The organism is Mycobacterium sp. SMC-8, assembly GCF_025263565.1.
In the GTDB taxonomy this organism is placed as follows: Bacteria; Actinomycetota; Actinomycetes; order Mycobacteriales; family Mycobacteriaceae; genus Mycobacterium.
In genome coordinates this window covers 2,839,836-2,860,475 of record NZ_CP079865.1, presented here as the reverse complement: position 1 = coordinate 2,860,475, position 20,640 = coordinate 2,839,836, and the positions used below count along the sequence as shown (strand labels likewise).

General features: G+C 70.5%; 21 protein-coding genes. 8 read left to right on the top strand and 13 right to left on the bottom strand.

Annotated elements, in window-relative coordinates; genetic code table 11:
* Positions 1-39 precede the first annotated feature (39 nt).
* Both KXD97_RS13945 and eccCb read right to left on the bottom strand, forming a co-directional pair.
* Positions 40-1,155, bottom strand: a complete 1,116-nt coding sequence (locus tag KXD97_RS13945) for a type VII secretion-associated protein (protein ID WP_260757443.1) — start codon at positions 1,153-1,155, stop codon at positions 40-42.
* Positions 1,152-4,676, bottom strand: a complete 3,525-nt coding sequence (gene eccCb, locus KXD97_RS13940; RefSeq protein WP_260757442.1) for a type VII secretion protein EccCb — start codon at positions 4,674-4,676, stop codon at positions 1,152-1,154. Before eccCb ends, KXD97_RS13945 begins: the two co-directional genes overlap by 4 nt.
* A gap of 58 nt (positions 4,677-4,734) precedes the next feature.
* On the opposite strand from eccCb, the gene eccD reads away from it, so the two are divergent.
* Complete coding sequence (gene eccD, locus KXD97_RS13935; protein ID WP_260757440.1) at positions 4,735-5,991, top strand: type VII secretion integral membrane protein EccD; 1,257 nt, start codon at positions 4,735-4,737, stop codon at positions 5,989-5,991.
* Positions 5,992-6,038: 47 nt separating this feature from the next.
* The gene (mycP, locus tag KXD97_RS13930) at positions 6,039-7,322 is read left to right on the top strand and encodes a type VII secretion-associated serine protease mycosin (protein ID WP_260757961.1); all 1,284 of its coding nucleotides are present in this window, start codon (positions 6,039-6,041) and stop codon (positions 7,320-7,322) included.
* Here mycP and eccB read toward each other — a convergent pair.
* On the bottom strand, positions 7,296-8,678 hold the full coding sequence (eccB, locus tag KXD97_RS13925; RefSeq protein ID WP_260757439.1) for a type VII secretion protein EccB: 1,383 nt from the start codon (positions 8,676-8,678) through the stop codon (positions 7,296-7,298). The genes mycP and eccB overlap by 27 nt on opposite strands.
* A 44-nt stretch (positions 8,679-8,722) precedes the next feature.
* Positions 8,723-9,274: a CGNR zinc finger domain-containing protein gene (locus KXD97_RS13920; protein ID WP_260757438.1), complete on the bottom strand. Its 552-nt coding sequence runs from the start codon at positions 9,272-9,274 to the stop codon at positions 8,723-8,725.
* A 106-nt stretch (positions 9,275-9,380) separates the two neighbouring features.
* Here KXD97_RS13920 and KXD97_RS13915 point away from each other — a divergent pair, with 106 nt between their 5' ends.
* The 4 genes from KXD97_RS13915 to KXD97_RS13900 are packed head-to-tail and all read left to right on the top strand — an operon-like array spanning position 9,381 to position 12,471.
* Positions 9,381-10,415, top strand: coding sequence for a DMT family transporter (locus tag KXD97_RS13915; RefSeq protein ID WP_260757437.1), 1,035 nt, complete (start codon positions 9,381-9,383; stop codon positions 10,413-10,415).
* A gap of 12 nt (positions 10,416-10,427) precedes the next feature.
* The gene (locus tag KXD97_RS13910; protein ID WP_260757960.1) at positions 10,428-11,090 is read left to right on the top strand and encodes a cutinase family protein; all 663 of its coding nucleotides are present in this window, start codon (positions 10,428-10,430) and stop codon (positions 11,088-11,090) included.
* Between the two features lie 51 nt (positions 11,091-11,141).
* Positions 11,142-11,780 (top strand): cutinase family protein, encoded by a 639-nt coding sequence (locus tag KXD97_RS13905; protein WP_260757959.1) that lies wholly within the window; start codon positions 11,142-11,144, stop codon positions 11,778-11,780.
* Between the two features lie 28 nt (positions 11,781-11,808).
* Entirely contained in the window at positions 11,809-12,471 is a 663-nt protein-coding gene (locus KXD97_RS13900) for a cutinase family protein (RefSeq protein ID WP_260757435.1), read from the top strand.
* Here the strand turns inward: KXD97_RS13900 and truA are convergent, their stop codons facing one another.
* The 9 genes from truA to dosR form a co-directional block, all read right to left on the bottom strand.
* The gene (gene truA / locus KXD97_RS13895) at positions 12,472-13,374 is read right to left on the bottom strand and encodes a tRNA pseudouridine(38-40) synthase TruA (RefSeq protein ID WP_260757429.1); all 903 of its coding nucleotides are present in this window, start codon (positions 13,372-13,374) and stop codon (positions 12,472-12,474) included.
* Positions 13,358-13,945, bottom strand: coding sequence for a 50S ribosomal protein L17 (gene rplQ, locus KXD97_RS13890; protein WP_260757428.1), 588 nt, complete (start codon positions 13,943-13,945; stop codon positions 13,358-13,360). Before rplQ ends, truA begins: the two co-directional genes overlap by 17 nt.
* A 57-nt stretch (positions 13,946-14,002) precedes the next feature.
* The gene (locus tag KXD97_RS13885; RefSeq protein ID WP_260757427.1) at positions 14,003-15,055 is read right to left on the bottom strand and encodes a DNA-directed RNA polymerase subunit alpha; all 1,053 of its coding nucleotides are present in this window, start codon (positions 15,053-15,055) and stop codon (positions 14,003-14,005) included.
* Between the two features lie 83 nt (positions 15,056-15,138).
* Positions 15,139-15,744 carry a 30S ribosomal protein S4 gene (rpsD, locus tag KXD97_RS13880; protein WP_067963613.1) on the bottom strand — a complete coding sequence of 202 codons (606 nt, stop codon included), beginning with the start codon at positions 15,742-15,744 and terminating at the stop codon, positions 15,139-15,141.
* Between the two features lie 19 nt (positions 15,745-15,763).
* Positions 15,764-16,174: a 30S ribosomal protein S11 gene (rpsK, locus tag KXD97_RS13875; RefSeq protein ID WP_260757419.1), complete on the bottom strand. Its 411-nt coding sequence runs from the start codon at positions 16,172-16,174 to the stop codon at positions 15,764-15,766.
* 6 nt (positions 16,175-16,180) lie between these two features.
* Positions 16,181-16,555, bottom strand: a complete 375-nt coding sequence (rpsM, locus tag KXD97_RS13870; RefSeq protein ID WP_003929501.1) for a 30S ribosomal protein S13 — start codon at positions 16,553-16,555, stop codon at positions 16,181-16,183.
* Positions 16,556-16,749: 194 nt separating this feature from the next.
* Positions 16,750-16,863 carry a 50S ribosomal protein L36 gene (gene rpmJ, locus KXD97_RS13865; RefSeq protein ID WP_003879483.1) on the bottom strand — a complete coding sequence of 38 codons (114 nt, stop codon included), beginning with the start codon at positions 16,861-16,863 and terminating at the stop codon, positions 16,750-16,752.
* Positions 16,864-16,910: 47 nt separating this feature from the next.
* Positions 16,911-17,132: a translation initiation factor IF-1 gene (gene infA, locus KXD97_RS13860; protein ID WP_003418601.1), complete on the bottom strand. Its 222-nt coding sequence runs from the start codon at positions 17,130-17,132 to the stop codon at positions 16,911-16,913.
* A gap of 237 nt (positions 17,133-17,369) precedes the next feature.
* Positions 17,370-18,014: a hypoxia response regulator transcription factor DosR/DevR gene (gene dosR, locus KXD97_RS13855; protein ID WP_260757417.1), complete on the bottom strand. Its 645-nt coding sequence runs from the start codon at positions 18,012-18,014 to the stop codon at positions 17,370-17,372.
* A gap of 132 nt (positions 18,015-18,146) precedes the next feature.
* On the opposite strand from dosR, the gene KXD97_RS13850 reads away from it, so the two are divergent.
* Together KXD97_RS13850 and KXD97_RS13845 are read left to right on the top strand one after the other, a co-directional pair.
* On the top strand, positions 18,147-19,526 hold the full coding sequence (locus KXD97_RS13850) for a wax ester/triacylglycerol synthase family O-acyltransferase (RefSeq protein WP_260757416.1): 1,380 nt from the start codon (positions 18,147-18,149) through the stop codon (positions 19,524-19,526).
* On the top strand, positions 19,523-20,524 hold the full coding sequence (locus tag KXD97_RS13845; protein ID WP_260757415.1) for a magnesium transporter: 1,002 nt from the start codon (positions 19,523-19,525) through the stop codon (positions 20,522-20,524). Before KXD97_RS13850 ends, KXD97_RS13845 begins: the two co-directional genes overlap by 4 nt.
* Positions 20,525-20,640 lie beyond the last annotated feature (116 nt).

The following is a 20,640-nucleotide window of genomic DNA, read 5'->3' as shown; positions in this document are numbered from 1 at the left end:
GACGCAGCGCAGCCGAGTTCGGTTCCCCTGTTTCGGTTTTCATCGCAGCGCGTGGGCGGAGCGCACGGCTTCGTCGCACACGTCCTCGACGAGCCGCCGCTGCTCCGGGGCGCTCTGACACCCGATCGCGATGCGCAGCGTGCCGTCGACCAGCACGGTCCACCATGTCTGGCTGTCGGTCCGCCGCTCCAGGTAGGTCACGGCCGCCCGGCCGGCGCGCTCCCCGTCGGGATCGAAGTCGACGAACACCCCGGGTGGCGCGGATCCCATTGCCCGACGGAGAGATTCGGCGACCTCCTCGACGGAGGCCGCGTCGCCGTCGGCCTGGGTGAGGTGCAGGGCGGGCAGGCCGCCGGCGGCGGCGACGCGGACCCGCGGCGAACCCGGCCCCGCGGTGACTCGCTCGACGGTCCACGAGGCGGGCACCGAGACACCGACCCGGCCCTCCCTCAGCAGCCGGCTGCCTGCCGGCGACGGCGGTGCGTCCGACACCGCCTGCGCCGCCCAGCCTCCTCCGGCGGCGGCCGCGGTCAGTGCCACGCCGGCCAGGACGGCGCCGGATCGCCGGTTCGGAGGCTTCCGCCGGCGCGGTTGCGCAACGGCGTTCCGCACGGCGGCGTGCAGGCCGATGCGATCGCCGTAGGTGAGCACCGCTGCGAGCCGGCCGAGGCGGGCAGCCGCGGTGGGCGACAGCGGCGCCACTGCGGCCGGGGTGTCGATCAGCACCGACGTCCCGGGGTGGAGGTGCGCGATGAGCGCGTCGTCGTCGCGGGACACCACCGCGGGCCCGGCGCCGGGCCTCGTCACCACGGCAACCTCCGCGGCCAGTTCCACCACCGCGCGTCCGCCGTCGCCGAGCACAGAGCCCCGTCGCAGCACGGTGACCTGTGGCGCGAGGCCGCGTGCGGCCTCGCCGACGACGCCGGCCCGACCGGCCGGCCACCACGTCGGCACCACCAGCACCAGGTGGCTCGCGGCCCCGCCGGCAGCCGCGCGCAGTACGTCCCGCCACAGCACCGCGACGTCGACGACCCGGTCCTGCACCAGAGCCAGCGGGTCGTCGATGCAGGCCAACGCCGCCGAAACCCATTCGCGCGGAGCGTCGTCGGGGCCACGGACCGCAGCCGGGCCGACCTCGACGACGACGGTGGTCACGGCGGCTCCACCCAGGCCGTCTGGACGAGTTCGTCCGGTCGGCCGCGCACGCTCAGCGTGGCCCGTCCCGGTGGCAGTGGTGTGGGCCGGGTGGCGCCCAGCAGCACACCCTCGTCCGGAGACGCGCTCATCATCACACCCGCGCACCCCATGTCGCGCATGCGGGCCAGCACGGGATCGAACATCGCCCGCGCCGCGCCCCCGGAGCGCCGGGCGACGATGACGTGCAGCCCGAGATCCTTGGCGTGCGGCAGGAAATCGGCCAGCGGGGCGAGCGGGTTCCCGGTGGCACCCGCCACCAGGTCGTAGTCGTCGACGATCACGTAGATGTCCGGACCGCTCCACCAGGACCTGTCCCGCAGCTGCTGTTGTGTGACGAACTCGTCGGGCATCCTGGCGTTCAGCCGTTCGGTCAACGCGGCCGTCCGTGACGTCGCCGCGACCCCCGACACCGCGTAGCCGACTCGCGGCCCACTCTCGACCACACCGAGCAGCGTGCGCCGGAAGTCGACGATCTCCAGATGTGGTTCGTCGGCGGCCGCGGCCAATTCGGTGCAGAGCAGTCGCAGCAGTGCGGTCTTGCCGCACTCGCCGTCACCGAGCACCAGCAGGTGCGGGTGTTCTCCGAGATCCATGGTGACCGGGTCGAGGTCACGCTCCCCGAGACCGAGCAGCACCTGCCCCCGGCGGCGGCCGGGGACATCGATCGCGGATCGGTCGACCCGCGCCGGCAGCAGCTCGACCGGCGGCGCGGCGCCCCCGTCCCGCATCGGCTCGACATCCGGTGTGGCGATCACCATCTCGCAGCCATCGGCGGTGATTCCGCGACCAGGCGGTCGGGCGGCGAGCTCCTTGGCACGTCTGCGGTCCAGCTCCGAGTCCGCCGGATCCCCGAGCCGCAGCTCGATCCGGGTGCCGATCTGGTCCTTCAGGGCGGGCCGCAGATCCGCCCACCGGGACGCCGTGACCATCACGTGTACGCCGTAGGCCAGGCCCTGCGCGGCCATGGCGGTGATCGCGCTGTCCATCCCGTCGAAGTCCTGCCGCAGGGTGACCCACCCGTCGACCACCAGGACGACTTCGCCGTAGGGATCCTCGCGGACTCCGCCCGCCGCCTCGCGCGACCGCAGCACCGCCTCCAGCTGGGCGACGATTCGGCGGCACAGATCGCTGTCCCGGCGCCCGGCCACGGCGCCGACGTGGGGCAGGTCGCGCACCGCCGCCAGGTCGCCACCTCCGAAGTCCAGGCAGTAGAACTGCACCGCGCCGGCGTCGTGTGTGGCGGCGAGCGCACCGATGATCGTCCGCAGCGCCGTCGACTTGCCCGAGCGGGGCGCCCCGACGACCGCGACATGACCTGCTCCGGAGGACAGGTCGACGATCAGCGGGTCCCTCCGCTGCTCGAAGGGGCGGTCCACCACGCCGATCGGCACCCGCAGCCGCCCCGCGGTTGCGGCCGACAACACCGCGTCCAGACGCGGCGAGCGGCCCAGCGGCGGCAGCCACACCCGGTGTGCCACAGCGCCGCGGCCGGCCAGCTGCCCCAGCACCGTCTCGAGCAGCGGGAGTCGCGACATCGACGGCGCGGGTGCGGCGCCGCCGGCACGGTCGATGAGTGTGAAGCGCCGGACCTCGGGTGCGCTGTCGCGCCTCTGCCGGCGGACGGGGAAACAGCCGGAGACGAACGCCGTCTGGAACCGCGTCAGGGTGCCCGCGGCAGTGCTGAGATAGGCCGCACCGGGCCGGGCCGGCAGCTGGTGGGCGTCGGGAACACCGAGCACAGACCGGGATTCGGCGGCGGAGAAGGTCTTCAGGCAGATCCGGTACGACAGGTGGGTTTCCAGGCCGCGCAGCCTGCCCTCGTCGAGTCGCTGGCTGGCCAGCAGCAGGTGCATGCCCAGCGACCGCCCCAGTCGGCCTATCGCGACGAACAGCTCGGCGAAATCGGGATGCCGGCTCAGCAGTTCGGAGAACTCGTCGACGATGATCAGCAGCGCGGGCAGCGGGGGCAGCGTCCGGTCCAGGACCCTGGCCCTGCCGTATTCGGTCAGGTTGGTGAGATTGCCTGCCGCACGGAGGATCTCCTGTCTGCGGTTGATCTCCCCGGACAGCGCGTCCCGCATCCGTGCGACCAGCGGCGCCTCGTCGGCCAGATTCGTGATCACCGCCGACACGTGACGCACGCCGTCCAAACCCAGGAACGTCGCACCGCCCTTGAAGTCGACCAGCACCAGGTTCAACGCTTCCGGCGGATGCGCGGTGACCATCCCCAGCACCAGCGTGCGCAGAAACTCGGACTTGCCCGAACCTGTTGCGCCGACGCACAATCCGTGCGGACCCAACCCGCCGGCGGCTGCCTCGTTGATGTCCAGGTCGACGACCGTTCCGTCGTCGGCCACCCCGACCGGCACCGGCAGCAGCCCGGCCGGGGACCGCCTCGACCACCGGGCTTCGGCGTCGACCGCCTGCGGGTCGGCAATGCCCATCAGCGCCGCCCAGTCAGGAACGCCGTCCGCGCGGGCGGACTCATGCGGACGGTGACGCGACAGTCGGCGCGCGCACGCTAACGCGGCGGGCAACGCGAGCTCGTCGAAGCGCGCATCCACCCGCTGCCCGTCGACGTGCACGGCGACACCTGTGCCAGGGCCGGGCCGCAGCGCGACGACCGTGACGCCGTCGGCGGGTTGCGGTGCCGCCCCACCGTCGACGATCAGCAGGTGGCGCCGCCCGCGTCGGCGCTCACCCGCATGCGGCAGCCATTTCATCCAGTCCCAGTGCAGTTGTGGGCCCGCCGCCGCGACCGTCATGAGGCCTGGGTCGTGGTGAACGGCCAGCTGACACACCATCGCCCTGACGACGGCGCGGACGTCGGCGGGGTCGCCGTCGACGGTGATCAGCCCGGCGGAGGCGAGCCGCACCACGACGGGCAAGTCAGCGACCATCGCGTGGTGCCGCACCAGACGGCGCACCGCGCCGGCGGTGACGGGGTCGGCCTCGTCGTCCGGTCCCAGGTCCGGGGCGACCACCGAGACGGCCGCCGGCTGCTCCCCCACGCCGATCCGGACCACACCGAAGTCCGGACCGTCCGCGGCGCGGCGGAACATCCGTTCTCCGCCCGCGATCGTCCACAGCGCTGCGGGTTCAGGATGCAGGTCGTGCTGGGACCGATACTGGGTGTCGCCGGCGGCCACCAGTGCGTCGTCGACGGTGCCCAGGTAGCGCAGATAGCCGGCGCGCCCAGTATCGAGGTCGCCGGTGCGGTCGCGCCCGGTGTGGGCCAGTGTGCCGATCAGCGAGACCAGCATCATCACCGGGAAGAACAGGAACATCGGGTTACGCGTCGAACCCGCCGAGGTCAGGTACAGCACGGTCATGCCGGCCATCGCGACGATCATCGCCACCGGCATCAGCCGGGCCAGCGGGCTCATCGGTGTCTGCGCCGGCGGCTCGGGTGGCTTGTCGAGGACGATCCGGCCGAGGTCCATGTGGAGTAGACGCACCAGTGCCGCGGCCCGTTCCATCCACAGCCCACCGATTTGGTGCGCTGCATCCTCATCAAGCCGAGTTACGTTCGAGCCCGTGCCGGATACGTTGCGCAGGATCGCCGTTCACGCCCTCGCGGCGCGCGGTCCGGAGGCCGTGGATCTCGTCGTGCCCGCCGGTCTGGCACTGGGTGAGTTGATGCCGTCGATCGTCGATGTCGTGCTCGGCGCGTCACCCGGACCGACGCACTGGCAGTTGACCCGCGCGGCCGGCGATCCCTTGGACCCGTCGATGTCATTGAGGGACAACGGCGTCGATGACGGTGAGGTACTGGTGCTCACACATGTGCGGATCCCGCCCCCGCGCCGGCTACCGGCCGACCCGTGCGCCGCCCTCGCCGCTTCCATGACGGCCGAGGTCGACGAGGAATCCGGAGGGATCGCCGGCGCGGCCGCCGTCCTGGTGGCTGCCGGGGCGCTGGCATGGGCCGGCGTGGCGGCGCCGACGCCCTGGCACTTCTGGTCGGCGGCCGGGTTGTCGGTCGCCGCCGCGTCCGGCGCGGTGGCCGCCTCACGCATCGACCGGCGCTCGGCCCTGGTGCTCGGCACCGCCGCGGTGTTGTTCGCCGGTGTGGCAGGACTTCTCGCGCTGCCCGGTACGCCGTGGGTGGCGGCGCTGCTACTGTCCGCGTCCTCGGGGTTCGCGATGGCCGTGCTGCTGGTGAGGGTGCTGCCGGACCCGGCGCCGCAGGCGGCGCTCACGGCCGCGGCGGGCGCGCTCACCGCCGCGGCAGCCGTGGGCAACCTTGTGCCCGGGTCCTCGGTGGTCGGCGCGGCGCTGTCGGTGGTGTCGTTGGCCGGACTGGCGCTGGCCCCACGCCTGGCCGCGCATACCGACGCACCGCATCGCGCGCTGACCGCTCTCGTGGTCGGCTGGGCCGGCGCGGCGGCGGCCGGCGCTCTCACCGTGGCGGCCACCGCGATCGCCACGGGTTCGGCGCGGGCGTTGGGCGCGGCGTTCGCGGCCGATATCGGGGTGGTGCTCGTACTGCGCCGGCGCGTGCATGCCGACCCGCAGAGACGGTCCGCGCTGGGCGCCGCCGGGCTGGTGTCACTGCTGGTGTCGGCGCTCGTCGTGACGGCGGCGGTGCCTGCGCAAGCGGGCTCGATCAGCGCAGGCGTCGCGGTCGCCGCCGCGCTCGCGGTGTACGGCGCAGCCCGGTCGTACTCACCGAACGCGCTGTCGCGGAGGTGGATTCAGTATGTCGAGTACCTCGCACTGGCCGCGGTGGCGCCGCTGGCGTTCTGGATCGCCGGGATATACGGCCTGGCACAGCAATTGAGCCTGACGTGACCGGCGCGGCCCGATGGTGGCGGGCGCCGGCCGTGGCGGTGCTGGCGATGTTTCCGACGGCCCCGTATGCGGCCGCGGTCGGGCCGCCCGCGGTGGACGAGTCGCTGCTGCCCGCGCCGGGCCCGGCTGCGCCGCTGCGCCCCACCACCCAGCACGACGCCTGCGTCACCGCCCCACCGGCCGCCGCGGCGGCCACGGGCCCCGGGCAGGTGCGCGGGCTCGACCTTCCCGCCCTGTGGGCGCTGACCCGTGGAGCGGGCCAGACTGTCGCGGTGATCGACACCGGGGTGGCGCGGCACCGCAGACTGCCGCACCTGGTCCCCGGCGGCGACTATGTGTCCCGTCAGGACGGCACCGCCGACTGTGACGGGCACGGCACGATCGTCGCCGGGATCATCGGGGCCGCACCGGACACCGCCGATCCGGACGCGTTCGCCGGCCTCGCTCCTGAGGTGTCACTGCTGTCGATCAGGCAGTCCAGCAACAAGTTTCGCGCCGTCGACGAACCGGGAGGCTCAGGTGTCGGGGATGTCGACACGCTGGCCTCTGCCGTGCGCACCGCGGCCGACCAGGGGGCCACGGTGATCAACATCTCGACAGTGGCGTGCGTCCCGGTCGAGGGGAGCCTCGACGACCGGGCACTCGGCGCGGCACTGGCCTATGCCGTCGACGTGAAGAACGTCGTCGTGGTGACCGCGGCAGGCAACGTCGGCGGTGCCGGGCAGTGCCTGGAACACAATCCGCGCGACCCCACGCTCGCCACGGCGGTCACCACAGTGGCGAGTCCGGCCTGGTACGACGACTACGTGCTGACCGTCGGCGCGGTGAACGCCGACGGAATCGCCTCGGAGTTCAGCCTGGCCGGTCCCTGGGTGGACGTCGCAGCCCCGGGCGAGGGGGTGATCTCCCTGGCGCCCGCCGGGGACGGATTGGTGGACACGTCGCCGGCCGGCCGGCCGATCTCCGGAACCAGCTACGCCGTGCCCGTGGTCGCCGCGATCGCGGCGCTGGTCCGGGCCCGGTTCCCGGAACTGACCGCACGGCAGGTGATGCGCGTCATCGAGGACACCGCGCACGACCCGCCCGGCGGCTGGGATCCGGTCGTCGGACACGGCGTGGTGGATGCGCTCGCGGCGGTGTCGGCGACCGGGGCAGGAACGGGCGAGACGGTCACCCCGGCGGCAACGCCGATCGCCGCCCCGTCGCCGCCGCGGACCACCTCACGCAGGACCGCGGTACAAGCCGCCGTGCTGTGCCTGGCGTTGGCCGGATGCGGGGTGGCGGTCTCGGCGGTCGTGCACCGGTCACGACACCCCGTCTCGCATGACTGACGCGGCGGACCCGCTGAGTTCGGGACCGCGCGGCAACGTCGCGAGCACGGGCCACGGCGCGGGCACCGCGGCCGCGGTGATCCCGAGTGCCCGCGCGCTGTCGGGGTCGCGGACCCCGAACAGCACCCCGGTGTCGGTCACCAGGAACAGCGAGCCGGTGCTGTGCCCCTCGCCGGTGAGCGCCACGGAACGGACGAAGACCGCGCGACCGGCGGGCACCGACACCGTGTCGACCGCCGGTCCTGCGCCGTCGGCCTGTGCGAGCCCGACCGGATGCGCGGCCGGCGGTGCGGCGTCCCCCACCAGAACGGCGGTGCGTGAACCGGTTTCACCGGCGTCGGGATACCAGGCGGCACACACCACCGGATCGTCGGTCACCCCACCGGTGTGCGGAAATGTCGACACGGCAAGAGTGTCCACCACCGGCAGCGCACCGACGACGTCAGCCGACACCGTCGGCATCTGTTCATCGATCCGGCTGTCGGTGTAACGGATCAGGTCGGCCGCGACCTCCCCGACGCGCTGCAGGCCGTCCGACAGCACCACGAAGTAGTCGACCGCCGCCCCTGCGCCGGGCACCTGTACCACGGTGCCCACCGGATGGCCGCGGAGCACCGCCGGCCCGGCGGTGCCCAGAGCGGGGATGCGTGGCGGTTCGATGGCGGGCGCCTCCGGCACCGCCGCCAACAGAGCGGGCGAAACCGACTGCGGCGTAACGCCGTCGAGCCGAAGCGCACGCACCACAGCGGGATGGCGCAGATCCACCCGGGACCGGCGGCCGTCGTGCAGCAGGTAGGTCGACGCGGCACTCTCCCCGCGGGGTGTCACCAGCACGCGGGCATCGGTCGTCATGGCCGACGTGTCGACCGGCCCCGCCGCGACGGAGGTACCGGACTCCCCGGCATCGCAGACTGTCCAGGCGGACTCCGGGGTGTCCAGTGGCGGCGAGATCTGGGCGGGCGCACCGGGAATGCCGACCTGCGGGCCTAGCGCCGACTCGCCGACGGACCGCTGCGAGACCAGCCGCGGCTCGACGGGGCCGCCCAGGATCAGCCGCGCCGAGGCCAGGTTGAACACCGGATGCATGACGTCGTCGATCCTGACGTACATCGCCCCGGATTCGCGGACCACGACCAGCCGCGCATCACCGACGGAACCGCCGGGGCGCACCACGGTCAGCACCGCGCACACCGCGACGGCGACAGTGGCCAGCACCGCACCGGCGATCAGCGAGATAGACTGTGCGCGAAGCGGATCGTCGAGCATCCGGGCGTCGCCGCGGATCAGCGCATGTTCCATCCGCCGCGCCTGGAAGCGGTGCCCACTGACGTGCAGGCGTGTCGTCGGTTGCGCCATCACACCCCCTCGGCCAGCGTAACGGCGCCACCTCGGGGGTCAGATCACTTGTTGGAGCGCCGTTCCCGGTAGGCCGCAACGTGCTGGCGGTTCCCGCAGTTGCCGGTGTCGCAGAACTTGCCCGACCTGTTGCGGGACAGATCGACGAGCACCGCGCCGCAATCCGGGGCGGCGCAGACCTTGAGCCGGCGCAATTCCCCGGCCCGGATCAGATCGGCCAGCGCCATCGCCATCTCGGCGCCCATCCGCTGCCACAGCGGGTCGTGGATCGACGCAAGATGCAGATGCCACTCGGGCATCTCGGGGTGCCGGGTCAGCCACGGCGACGCCTTGGTGTCGGCCAGCAGAGCGTTGACCTGATCGACGGCGCGCACCTCGTCGTCGGCGACCTCCCAGATGCGGCCCAGCCGGGCACGCAGCGTGTGCACCGCGTCGAGTTCGGCAGCGTCGTGATCGCGTCGGCCCGTCCAGCCGAAGTCGTGCAGGTACCGGTCGAGGGCGGCGAGGTCGGGCAGCTGCTCACCATCCACCCGGTCGCTGTTGATCAGGACACTCGCTGCGCGAAGGGTGAGCTCAGTGTCATGAGTGAAAAGCATTTGACCCATGACTCCTCTCGGCGGTAGTGTCACGACCAAAGTTGATTTTACTCATGTCACCCCTGTCACCTCCACGGAGGCGTCACGTCCACGGAGGCGGTTGCCCATGGCTGCGCTCGATACGAACCCGCGCGTTCGCGTCGACCATTTTCGTACAGGTCTGCTGTTCGCTGTCGGCTCCGCGTTCGCGTTCGGGTGCTCCGGGCCGTTTGCGAAGGCGTTGATGGAGGCCGGCTGGACGCCGACCGCGGCGGTCACCGCCCGGCTGGCCGGCGGCGCGCTCGCGATGGCGGTCTTCGCCTCCGTCGTCCGTCCCGGCTGGTGGCGGGAGGCGCGCTCGCACGCCAGGACGGTGGCGCTGTACGGCCTGGTGCCGATCGCCGGCGCACAGCTCTTCTACTACAACGCGGTGTCGCACCTGTCGGTCGGCGTCGCACTCCTGCTCGAATACACCGCACCGATCCTGGTGGTCGGCTGGCTGTGGGCCACCACCCGGAAGCGGCCCACATCGATGACGCTCTCCGGGGTAGCGCTCGCGGTCACGGGGATCATGCTGGTGCTCGGCATCGTCGGGCCCGGCGGGTTCACCGGCGCCTCCATCAATCTCGCCGGTGTCGGCTGGGGCCTGGCCGCGGCCGTGTGCGCCGCCTGTTACTTCCTGATGTCCGACAAGGTCGGCGCCGACGCCTCCGACGGCCGGCCGGCGCTGCACCCGATCACGCTGGCGGCGGGCGGTCTGCTCGTCGGCGCCGTCACGGTCGCGATACTCGGGGCCGCCGGCGTGATGCCGATGCGCTTCACCTCCGACGACACGGTGATCGCGGGCTGGACCACCCCCTGGATCGTGCCGGTGATCGCGCTCGGCCTGATCCCGACGGCGATCGCCTACACCCTGGGCATCGTCGGGATCGCCCGGCTGCGGCCCCGATTCGCGTCCCTGGTCGGCCTGTCCGAGGTGATGTTCGCGGTGCTGGCGGCCTGGGTGCTGCTCGGTGAGGCGATGACCCCCACCCAAGCCATCGGGGGCGCCGTCGTGCTGGTCGGGCTCGCGCTGGCCCGGCAGGGCGACCGCAGCGAACTCGATGAGGCCGAGACGGTGACCTGGCCGGATGCACCGGCGACGGGGACGTCGAGCGGCTAACATCGCCACGTGATGATCGATCTTGATCTCCGGCGGCGCCGGCTGACGTCGGTGCTCGCGGCCGTGCTGCTGGCCGTAGCAGCCCTGGCCGGGACGCCCGGCCGCTTGCCGGTGGCCCATGCGCAGGGATGTCCCGACATCGAGGTCGTCTTCGCCCGCGGCACCGACGAGCCCGCCGGCCTAGGCCGGGTGGGTGCGGCGTTCGTCGACGCGCTGCGTGACCGCGTCGGGGGCCGCTCGGTGGGCGCCTACGCCGTCAACTACCCGGCGAGCTTCGACTTCCTTGCCGCGGCGGCGGGCGCCAACGACGCCAGCCTGCACATCCAGTACATGATGGCCAACTGCCCGCAGACCCGACTGGTGCTCGGCGGCTATTCGCAGGGCGCCGCGGTGGTCGACGTGATCGCCGCAGTCCCGATCCCGGCGGTCGGGTTCACCGCACCGCTGCCGCCAAACGCGCCGGATTTCGTCGCCGCCATCGCCGTCTTCGGCAACCCGTCGGCCAAGGTGGGTCTGCCGATCACCGCGAGCCCGGTGTGGGGCTCGCGGTCCATCGACCTGTGCAACGTCGGGGATCCGGTGTGTTCGAACGGAAACGTGATCGCCGCGCACAGCAACTACGGGCCCGTCGGGCTCACGGACCGGGCCGCGGCGTTCGTAGCCGGACTTGTTTAACACAGCTATGCGTTACCGTGTCTTGTGCTTTCCGATCGACTGAGCCGCCCGATGCTGGCGGCCGCCGCTGCCGTGATGGCCTTCTTGGCCGCCGTGGTCCTTCCCGCCGGAACGGCTTCTGCTCAGCCGTGCCCCGACGTCGAGGTGGTCTTCGCCCGCGGTACCAGTGAGCCGCCCGGCGTGGGGCGGGTCGGCCAGGCGCTCGCCGACACCCTGCGCAACCAGCTAGGCGGTAGGACCGTGGGCACCTACGGCGTGAACTATCCCGCCAGCTACGACTTCCTGAACACGGCCAGTGGCGCCACCGACGCCACCGGACGTATCGCCTTCATGGCGGCCCAGTGCCCGAACACCCGCATCGTGCTCGGCGGCTACTCGCAGGGCGCGGCGGTCGTCGCGATGCTTGCCGGGGTGCCGCCGCTCGGCGACCGGATCGGCACCATCGGCTCGGCGCCTCCGCTGCCGGCGGGACTGGGCGGCAACGTCGCGGCCGTCGCGGTATTCGGCAACCCGTCTGCCAAGTTCGGAAGTCCGGTTTCGGGCCGCGGAGTGTTCGCCGGTAAGGCAATCGACCTGTGCGCCGACGGTGATCCGATCTGTTCCGGGGGCCGCAACCCGTTTGCCCACACCAGCTACGAGCGTTCCCCGCTCATCGGCCAGGCCGCCGGTTTCGCCGCTGGCCGGGTCTGAACGGCCGCGGCCGATTAAGATCAACACGGTGATTCGTCAGCTGCGAAAATTACGGGTCCTGTCGGCCACGGCTGCGCTCCTCTTCACCGCAGCCTCGTTCGTTGCGCCCCCGCTCGCGTCGGCACAGTCCTGCCCCGAGGCCGAGCTGATCTTCGCCCGCGGCCGCATCGAGTCGCCCGGCGCCGGCCAGATCGGCAACGCGCTGGTCAGCGCGCTGCGCAACAAGACCGGCAAGGACATCGACCTTTACGCGGTGAAGTATCCCGCCGACACCGAGGTCGACATCGGCGCCAATGACATGAGCCAACGCATCCAGTACATGGCCGGCAACTGCCCCGACACCCGACTGGTGCTGGGCGGCTATTCACTGGGCGCGGCAGTCACCGACGTGGTGGTCGCGGTCCCGATCGCCGCGTTCGGCTTCAAGAGCCCGCTGCCCGACGGTGTCGATCGGCACATCGCCGCCGTCGCGCTGTTCGGTAACGGCAGTCAGTGGGTCGGGCCGATCGCGAACTTCACCAACCCGGCGCTGCGCGACCGGATCATCGAGCTGTGCCACGGCGACGATCCGATCTGCAATCCGACCGCTCCGGAGAACTGGCAGGACTACTGGCCCGCGCATCTGGCCCCCGCCTACATCGGCGCGGGCATGGTGAACCAGGCCGCCGACTTCATCGTGGGCCGACTGTAGCTACAGCTCGTCGGCGGTACGCAGGTCCCGGGTCACCAGGTTGCGGGCCGCAAGCTCGGCGTCGGGCGGATAGTCGACACCGACGAGCGTCAGGCCCCGCGCCGGCGCCGCGGCGAAATCGCTGGAGCGTCGCGCCGAATCCAACAGTGCCGCGCACCACGCCGGGTCGCGGCGGTGCTCCCCGACAGCCAGCAGCGCGCCCACCAGTGAACGCACCATGTTCCAACAGAACGCGTCGGCGCTGACATGCACGGCGATCCGGTCGCCGTCGCGTTCGCAGTCCAGCCGCTGCAGTTCCCGGATTGTCGTCGCCCCTTCCCGGTGGCGGCAGAACGCGGCGAAGTCGTGCAGCCCCAACAACTCCCGGGCGGCGGCGGACATCGCCGCCACATCGAGCGGCCGCGGCCACGCGGTGACGAACCGGGTCTCGTGCGGCTCGGCGCCGTACGGCGCCGTCGTCAACCGATAGACGTAGTGGCGACGCAGCGCCGAGAACCGAGCGTCGAATCCAGGTGCGGCGCGGGTTATCTCGCGCACGCGTACATCCTCGGGCAGCATCCGTCCCAATCGGCGGACCAGTGGCCCGAACTCGGGCTCCCCTGGACGGCGGGTGCGCGGGGAGGCGTGCGGCAGCGCGTCGGCGGGCACGTCGACGTGGGCGACCTGCCCGGTGGCGTGCACCCCGGAATCGGTGCGCCCCGCGGCACGGGTGACCACCGGTGCCCGGAACACCGTGGACAGCGCGTCGTCGATCGCGCCCGCGACGGTGCGCTGTCCGGTTTGTGTCGCCCAGCCGGCGAACTCGGTGCCGTCGTAGGCGATGTCGAGGCGTAAACGAACATGCCCGCCACCGAAATCGATGGCGGGCATGCTCACGACGTTGTCGTCAGGACTTGTTGTCATCCTCGGCTTCGGCTTCGGCGACCTCTTCGGCGGCTTCAGCTTCCTGAGCCTCCTCGATCGCGGCGTCTTCTGGCTTGACCTCTTCGACGGTCTCCTCCTCGGCGGCCGGGCCTTCGGCTGCCTCGGGCTCGACCGCGGCCTGCGGCGCGGCAGCCGCGGCCACCTTTTGCGCCGCGTCCGCGCGACGCGCACGGTTCGCCTCGGAGGTGACGGTCTTCTCCCGCACCAGCTCGATGACCGCCATGGGGGCGTTGTCGCCCTTGCGGTTCTCGACCTTGATGATGCGGGTGTAGCCGCCGTTGCGGTCGGCGAAGAACGGCCCGATCTCGGCGAACAGGACATGCACGATGTCCTTGTCGCGGATCTTCTTCATCACCTCACGCCGGTTGTGCAGCGTGCCCTTCTTGGCGTGGGTGATGAGCTTCTCCGCGTACGGACGCAGCGCCCGTGCCTTCGGCTCGGTCGTCTTGATGCGGCCGTGCTCGAACAGCGAGGTGGCCAGATTGGCCAGCAGCGCCTTCTGGTGCGAGGACGACCCGCCGAGGCGAGGACCCTTGGTGGGCTTGGGCATTGCGCTATCTCCTAAATGGGGCCGGTCCCCGTATCAGGTAGGACCGGGACGGACTTCTTAGAGCTGTTCGGTTTCGGCAAAGTCCTGGTTGTCGTCCAGGTCGTAGCCGGCATCGCTGTTCCAGGTGCCGGTGGCGACGTCGTAGCCGGCGACCTCGGACGGATCGAAGCTGGCCGGGCTGTCCTTGAGCGACAGACCGAGCTGGTGCAGCTTGATCTTCACCTCGTCGATGGACTTCTGGCCGAAGTTACGGATGTCCAGCAGATCGGACTCCGTGCGGGCCACGAGCTCACCCACCGTGTGCACACCCTCGCGCTTGAGGCAGTTGTACGACCGCACCGTCAGGTCCAGGTCGTCGATCGGCAGCGCGAAGTGCGCGGCCTGATCGGCCTCGGCCGGCGAGGGACCGATCTCGATGCCCTCGGCCTCGACGTTGAGTTCTCGTGCCAGACCGAACAATTCCACCAGCGTTTTGCCGGCCGAGGCCAGTGCGTCGCGCGGGGTGATCGAGTTCTTGGTCTCGACATCGAGGATCAGCTTGTCGAAGTCGGTGCGCTGCTCGACGCGGGTGGCCTCCACCTTGTAGGTGACCTTGAGCACCGGCGAGTAGATGGAATCGACCGGGATCCGGCCGATCTCGGCGCCGGAGGCCTTGTTCTGCACGGCAGGCACGTAGCCGCGGCCGCGCTCGACGACGAGCTCGACCTCCAGCTTGCCCTTGTCGTTCAGGGTGGCGATGTGCATCTCGGGGTTGTGCACCGTGACGCCGGCGGGCGGCACGATGTCGCCGGCGGTGACCTCACCCGGGCCCTGCTTGCGCAGGTACATGGTGACCGGCTCGTCCTCCTCGGAGGACACGACCAGACCCTTGAGGTTCAGGATGATGTCGGTGACGTCTTCCTTGACTCCGGGGACGGTGGTGAACTCGTGCAGCACACCGTCGATGCGGATGCTGGTGACGGCCGCGCCCGGGATGGACGACAGCAGCGTGCGGCGCAGCGAGTTTCCGAGGGTGTAACCGAATCCGGGCTCCAGCGGTTCGATCACGAACTGGGAGCGGTTCTCGGCGAGAACCTCTTCGCTCAGGGTGGGGCGCTGAGAAATCAGCATGGTGTTTCTTTTCTCCTTCTCGGCACCCGCTATTTGATGCCGTTAAGTGGCCTGAGCCCCGGTGGATTCCGGGGTCAGGGTGACTACTTCGAGTACAGCTCGACGATTAGCTGCTCGGTGAGCGGCACGTCGATCTGCGCGCGCTCGGGCAGCTGGTGCACGAGGATGCGCTGACGCTCGCCGACGACCTGCAGCCAGCCCGGGATCGGACGCTCGCCGGCGGTCTGCCGCGCCACCTCGAACGGCAGCGTGTTCAGCGACTTGTCCTTGACGTCGATGATGTCGTACTGCGACACCCGGTAGCTGGGCACGTCGACCTTCACGCCGTTGACGGTGAAGTGACCGTGGCTGACCAGCTGACGCGCCATGCGGCGGGTGCGGGCCAGGCCGGCGCGGTACACGACGTTGTCCAGACGGCTCTCCAGGATGCGGAGCAGGTTGTCACCGGTCTTGCCGGGGAGGCGGTTGGCCTCCTCGTAGTAGCGACGGAACTGCTTCTCCATGACGCCGTAGGTGAAGCGGGCCTTCTGCTTCTCCTGCAGCTGGGTGCGGTACTCGCTCTCCTTGATCCGCGCGCGGCCGTGCTGGCCGGGCGGGTAGGGGCGCTTCTCGAAGGACTGATCTCCGCCGACCAGGTCGACGCCGAGGCGGCGCGACTTGCGGGTGACGGGTCCGGTGTAACGAGCCATGAGTCTCTAACTCCCTTTCCTAGACCCGGCGCCGCTTGGGCGGACGGCAACCGTTGTGCGGCTGCGGGGTGACATCGGAGATCGCACCGACCTCGAGGCCGGCCGCCTGCAGCGAGCGGATGGCGGTCTCACGGCCCGAGCCCGGGCCCTTGACGAAGACGTCGACCTTCTTGACGCCGTGCTCCTGCGCCTTGCGGGCCGCGTTCTCGGCGGCCAGCTGCGCGGCGAACGGGGTGGACTTACGCGACCCCTTGAAGCCGACGTGCCCCGAGGACGCCCAGGCGATGACGTTGCCCTGGGGGTCGGTGATGGACACGATGGTGTTGTTGAACGTGCTCTTGATGTGGGCTGCGCCGTGCGGGACGTTCTTCTTTTCCCTGCGACGGGTCTTCTGCCCCTTCTTGGGGGCGCCCTTCTTTGCCTGTGCCATCCGGGGTTACCTGGCCTTCTTCTTGCCGGCGATGGTGCGCTTGGGGCCCTTGCGGGTACGCGCGTTGGTCTTGGTGCGCTGGCCGCGCACCGGCAGGCCACGGCGGTGCCGCAGGCCCTGGTAGCAGCCGATCTCGATCTTGCGGCGGATGTCGGCCTGCACCTCGCGGCGCAGATCGCCCTCCACCTTGAGGTTGCCCTCGATGTAGTCGCGCAGCTGCGTCACCTGATCGTCGGTCAGGTCCTTGGTGCGCATGTCCCGGCTGATGCCGGTGGCTTCCAGGATCTCCTGGGACCGCGTGCGGCCGATGCCGTAGATATATGTCAAAGCGATCTCCATGCGCTTGTCGCGCGGGAGGTCGACGCCCATAAGACGGGCCATATGTGCCATTCCTCGAGTTCTGCGGAGGTCTGATCCCAGTCCGTTCCCGGGTTGACCCGGGGTCCGGCCTCCGTTCCGGACGTTATCGATGCTCTTCGCGCAAGCGCTCATCGATATCGAGCGACCGTATGCCGCTCAGTGGTGCTGGGAGGTCATCATTCAGTTGTGGGTACTGCTACTGCTCGGCTGCGTGACTAGCCTTGCCGCTGCTTGTGACGGGGATCGGAGCAGATCACCATGACCCGCCCATGCCGGCGGATCACCCTGCACTTGTCGCAGATCGGCTTGACGCTCGGGTTCACCTTCACGGCTGTGTCGATCCTTCTTCTCGTGGTTCTTCGGTGGTCTTCGGGGCTTACTTGTAGCGGTACACGATGCGGCCACGGGACAGGTCGTAGGGAGACAACTCCACCACCACACGGTCCTCGGGGAGGATACGGATGTAGTGCTGCCGCATCTTTCCGCTGATGTGGGCGAGGACCTTGTGTCCGTTCTCCAGCTCAATGCGGAACATCGCATTGGGCAGGGGTTCGACGACACGACCCTCAACCTCTATGGCACCGTCTTTTTTGGCCATACTTTGTAACGATCCTTGCTTTCGTTTCGTACCGGCTTTGCTGGCCTCTTCGGCGCAGCCTTCGGTCCGACTTGACAACGTGGGCCGGATCCGGGGAATTCCCGCTCGAAGGCGAAGGTTCCCGATGGGGCACGCAAAAAGTCGGCGCGGAAGCCGCACCGTTGATCCATGGTACTCGCCAAGAGCGCTCGCCCAAAATCTGCGCCGCCGGTCGGCGACCGGGGCCGCGGCGCCGGGCTAGAAACCCCGCTCGGCGCGGTCGAGGCGGGATACGAACGCCGCGGCCTGGGTGCGGCGCTCCATGCCCAGTTTGGTGAGAAGCCGCGACACGTAGTTCTTCACCGTCTTCTCCGCCAGGAACATCCGGTCCGCGATCTGCTTGTTGGTCAGCCCCTCCCCCAGCAGGTTCAGCAGCACCCTCTCCTGCGAGCTCAGCCCCGACAACGGGTCCGCGTGCTCGGCCGCGCTGCGCAGCTTCGACATCAGCGCCGCGGCCGCGCGATTGTCGAGCAGCGACCGGCCCGCACCCACTTCCCGGATCGCTGTCGCCAGATCCATGCCCTTGATGTCCTTGACCACGTATCCGCTGGCCCCGGCCAGGATCGCGTCGAGCATCGCTTCGTCGGAGGTGAACGACGTCAGCATCAGGCAGCGTAGCCCCGGCATCCGTGACAGCAGCTCCCGGCACAGTTCGATGCCGTTGCCGTCTGGTAGCCGGACGTCGAGCACCGCCACGTCCGGTGAGACGGCGGGTATCCGGGCCAGCGCCTCGGAGACGGAGCCCGCCTCGCCGACCACCTCCAACGCCGGGTCGGCGCTGAGCAGATCGATCAGGCCCCGCCTGACCACCTCGTGGTCGTCGACCAAGAAGACCCGGACCATCAGAGAACCTTTCCGCCGCCCTCGGTGTGGATCTTCGGCGCTGTCCCGGGCGGTGACTAGGGCCGCAGGTCCCCGACCGGCAGGGACCTCGGACTCTGCCACCGGCGTTCCGTTCCGGCCGATAGTTGTTTTGTGGACCGGTTGACCGCCTTCGATGCCGGCTTCCTCGACGCCGAGGACGCCGATCGGCACGTCAGCCTCGCGGTGGGGGCCGCGTCCGTCCTCGAGGGTCCGGTGCCTGATTTCCACGAGATCGTCGCGGCCATCAGCGAGCGGATCCTGATGGTGCCCCGGCTGCGGCAGGTGGTGCGCCGGCAGCGGTTCGACCTGTCGGCACCGGAATGGGTGAACGATCCCGCGCTCGATCTCGAGCACCACATCCGCCACGCCGCTCTCCCACACCCCGGCGACGACGCGGCACTGTTCCGGTTCACCGCGGAGGCGATGGAGCCGCGCCTGGACCGGGAGCGTCCGCTGTGGCAGGCCTGGATCATCGAAGGTCTGGCCGACGCCCGGTGGGCCATCCTGATGAAGGTCCACCACTGCCTGGCGGACGGCATCGCCGCCATGCACCTGATCGCCGGCCTCAGCGACGGTGGCGAAGGGGAAACCTACGCCGGAGCGATCCGCGCCGCGCACGAGGCCGCTGATCGCGGCCCGGCGCTGCCGACCCCGACGCTGAACCCGGTGCGGTGGGCGCGTGCCGGGTGGGACGCCGTCTCGGCAGTGGCCGCCACCGCCGCGGTGACCGCGCGGGGAGCCGTCGGGATCGTCGGCGGCCTGCTCCGGGATTCGGCATCCTCGCTCAACGGCCCGGTCACCACGTTGCGCCGGTACAGCGCGGTGCAAGTGCCTCTGGCTCAGGTGGCCTCTGTGTGTCAGGCCTTCGACGTGACGATCAACGACGTCGCACTGGCCGCGATCACCGACAGTTTCCGGTCCGCCCTGCTGCGGCGCGGCGAGCAGCCGCGCCCGGATTCGTTGCGCACCCTGGTTCCGGTGTCGGTGCGCTCCGGTCATGCGGCAGGCCGGCTCGACAACCGGGTGTCGATGATGCTTCCGTACCTGCCCGTGGACGAGCCGGACCGCGTGCGGCAACTGCGGACCGTGCACCGTCGGCTCGCCCGGGTCAAGGCCGGCGGTCAGCGCCAGGCCGGCAGCGCGGCGGTGGCCGCGATCAAGCTCGTGCCGTTCGCGCTGGCCACCCGCGCGATCCGGGTGCTGACGTCGTTACCGCAACGCGGTGTGGTCACGCTGGCGACCAATGTGCCGGGGCCGCAACACCGGTTGCAGGTGATGGGCCGTGACGTGGTGCGCATGCTTCCCGTGCCACCGATGGCGCTGCGGCTGCGGACGGCGGTGGCGATCCTGAGCTACGGGGACGAGCTGGTCTTCGGGATCACCACCGACTTCGACACCTTCCCGGACGTGGATGAACTCGCTTCGGGCATCGGCGCGGCGGTGGCCGCGCTGTCGGCCGCTTCGCGACGACCGAGCCAGGTCCACGCGTGACACCGACGAAGGCCGTCATCCCTGCTCAGATCGATCTGCTCGGCCCGGCCGACCGGGCGCTGCACCTCGCCACCCGCGAGGTCCCGACCTTCGCGCCGGACACCACGGCCGGCGAAGCGCTGACCGCCATGCGGGGGATGCGATTCGACAGTGCCGCCGCCATCGCGGTGCTCGACGCCGACGGGCGGCTGATCGGGATCGCGACTCTGGAGGCGGTGCTGGCCGCCTCGGCCGGGCAACGTCTGCGTGATGTGATGGACGCGGCGCCGCCGACCGTTGCTCCGGAGACCGATCAGGAGCATGCGGCGTGGCAGGCCGTGCACCGAGCGGAGCCATACCTCGCCGTCGTCGACGGCGGCGCCCGCTTCCTCGGGCTGATCACGCCGCACCGGTTTCTCGCGGTCCTGCTGCAGGAACACGACGAGGACCTCGCCAGGCTCGGCGGCTTCCTGCGCAGCGTGGAATCGGCGCGCTCGACGAGCATAGAGTCGGTGCGAAAACGGTTGTGGCACAGGGTCCCGTGGCTGGTGGTCGGACTGATCGGCGCGATGGCTTCGGCGATCCTGATGAGCGCGTTCGACGAACATCTCAACGCCGACCTGGCTATCGCGTACTTCGTTCCGGGCATCGTGTATCTGGCCGACGCGGTCGGCACCCAGACCGAGACGCTGGCGATCCGCGGTTTGAGTGTGGGTGTCGGCATCCGCCGGATCGCGGCCCGGGAAGCGCTCACCGGCCTGGCGGTGGGTGTCCTGCTGGGCACCGTGATGTGGCCGGTGGTGGCAGTGATGACGGCCAATCCTGCGCTGGCACTGGCTGTCTCGTTGACGGTCGTCGGCGCCGGCACGGTGTCCACCGTGGTGGCGCTGTGCCTGCCGTGGCTGTTGCACCGACTCGGCCGGGATCCCGCGTTCGGAGCCGGACCGCTGGCCACGGTGGCCCAGGACCTGCTGTCGATCCTGCTCTATTTCGGCGCCGTCAGCGTGCTGCTCACCTGAGCGCCCGCAATGACGGGCGGCCGAGGCCGAAGGTCTCTAGAAGCGGGCCCGCGCGGCCCATAACGTGGGGGTGCGGCGCGGCATCGGATCCACGCCGCCGACACGAGAACAGGAGA

Coding starts and splice junctions, on each gene's coding strand:
- KXD97_RS13920 (WP_260757438.1), bottom strand. CDS start 9,274: ATGCTTTTCACTCATGACACTGAGCTCACCCTTCGCGCAGCGAGTGTC.
- infA (WP_003418601.1), bottom strand. CDS start 17,132: ATGGCCAAAAAAGACGGTGCCATAGAGGTTGAGGGTCGTGTCGTCGAA.
- KXD97_RS13910 (WP_260757960.1), top strand. CDS start 10,428: ATGATCGATCTTGATCTCCGGCGGCGCCGGCTGACGTCGGTGCTCGCG.
- rpsD (WP_067963613.1), bottom strand. CDS start 15,744: ATGGCTCGTTACACCGGACCCGTCACCCGCAAGTCGCGCCGCCTCGGC.
- KXD97_RS13885 (WP_260757427.1), bottom strand. CDS start 15,055: ATGCTGATTTCTCAGCGCCCCACCCTGAGCGAAGAGGTTCTCGCCGAG.
- KXD97_RS13915 (WP_260757437.1), top strand. CDS start 9,381: ATGGCTGCGCTCGATACGAACCCGCGCGTTCGCGTCGACCATTTTCGT.
- dosR (WP_260757417.1), bottom strand. CDS start 18,014: ATGGTCCGGGTCTTCTTGGTCGACGACCACGAGGTGGTCAGGCGGGGC.
- mycP (WP_260757961.1), top strand. CDS start 6,039: ATGTTTCCGACGGCCCCGTATGCGGCCGCGGTCGGGCCGCCCGCGGTG.
- eccCb (WP_260757442.1), bottom strand. CDS start 4,676: ATGGAACGGGCCGCGGCACTGGTGCGTCTACTCCACATGGACCTCGGC.
- rpsM (WP_003929501.1), bottom strand. CDS start 16,555: ATGGCCCGTCTTATGGGCGTCGACCTCCCGCGCGACAAGCGCATGGAG.
- rpsK (WP_260757419.1), bottom strand. CDS start 16,174: ATGGCACAGGCAAAGAAGGGCGCCCCCAAGAAGGGGCAGAAGACCCGT.
- eccB (WP_260757439.1), bottom strand. CDS start 8,678: ATGGCGCAACCGACGACACGCCTGCACGTCAGTGGGCACCGCTTCCAG.
- rplQ (WP_260757428.1), bottom strand. CDS start 13,945: ATGCCCAAGCCCACCAAGGGTCCTCGCCTCGGCGGGTCGTCCTCGCAC.
- truA (WP_260757429.1), bottom strand. CDS start 13,374: ATGACAACAAGTCCTGACGACAACGTCGTGAGCATGCCCGCCATCGAT.
- KXD97_RS13905 (WP_260757959.1), top strand. CDS start 11,142: ATGCTGGCGGCCGCCGCTGCCGTGATGGCCTTCTTGGCCGCCGTGGTC.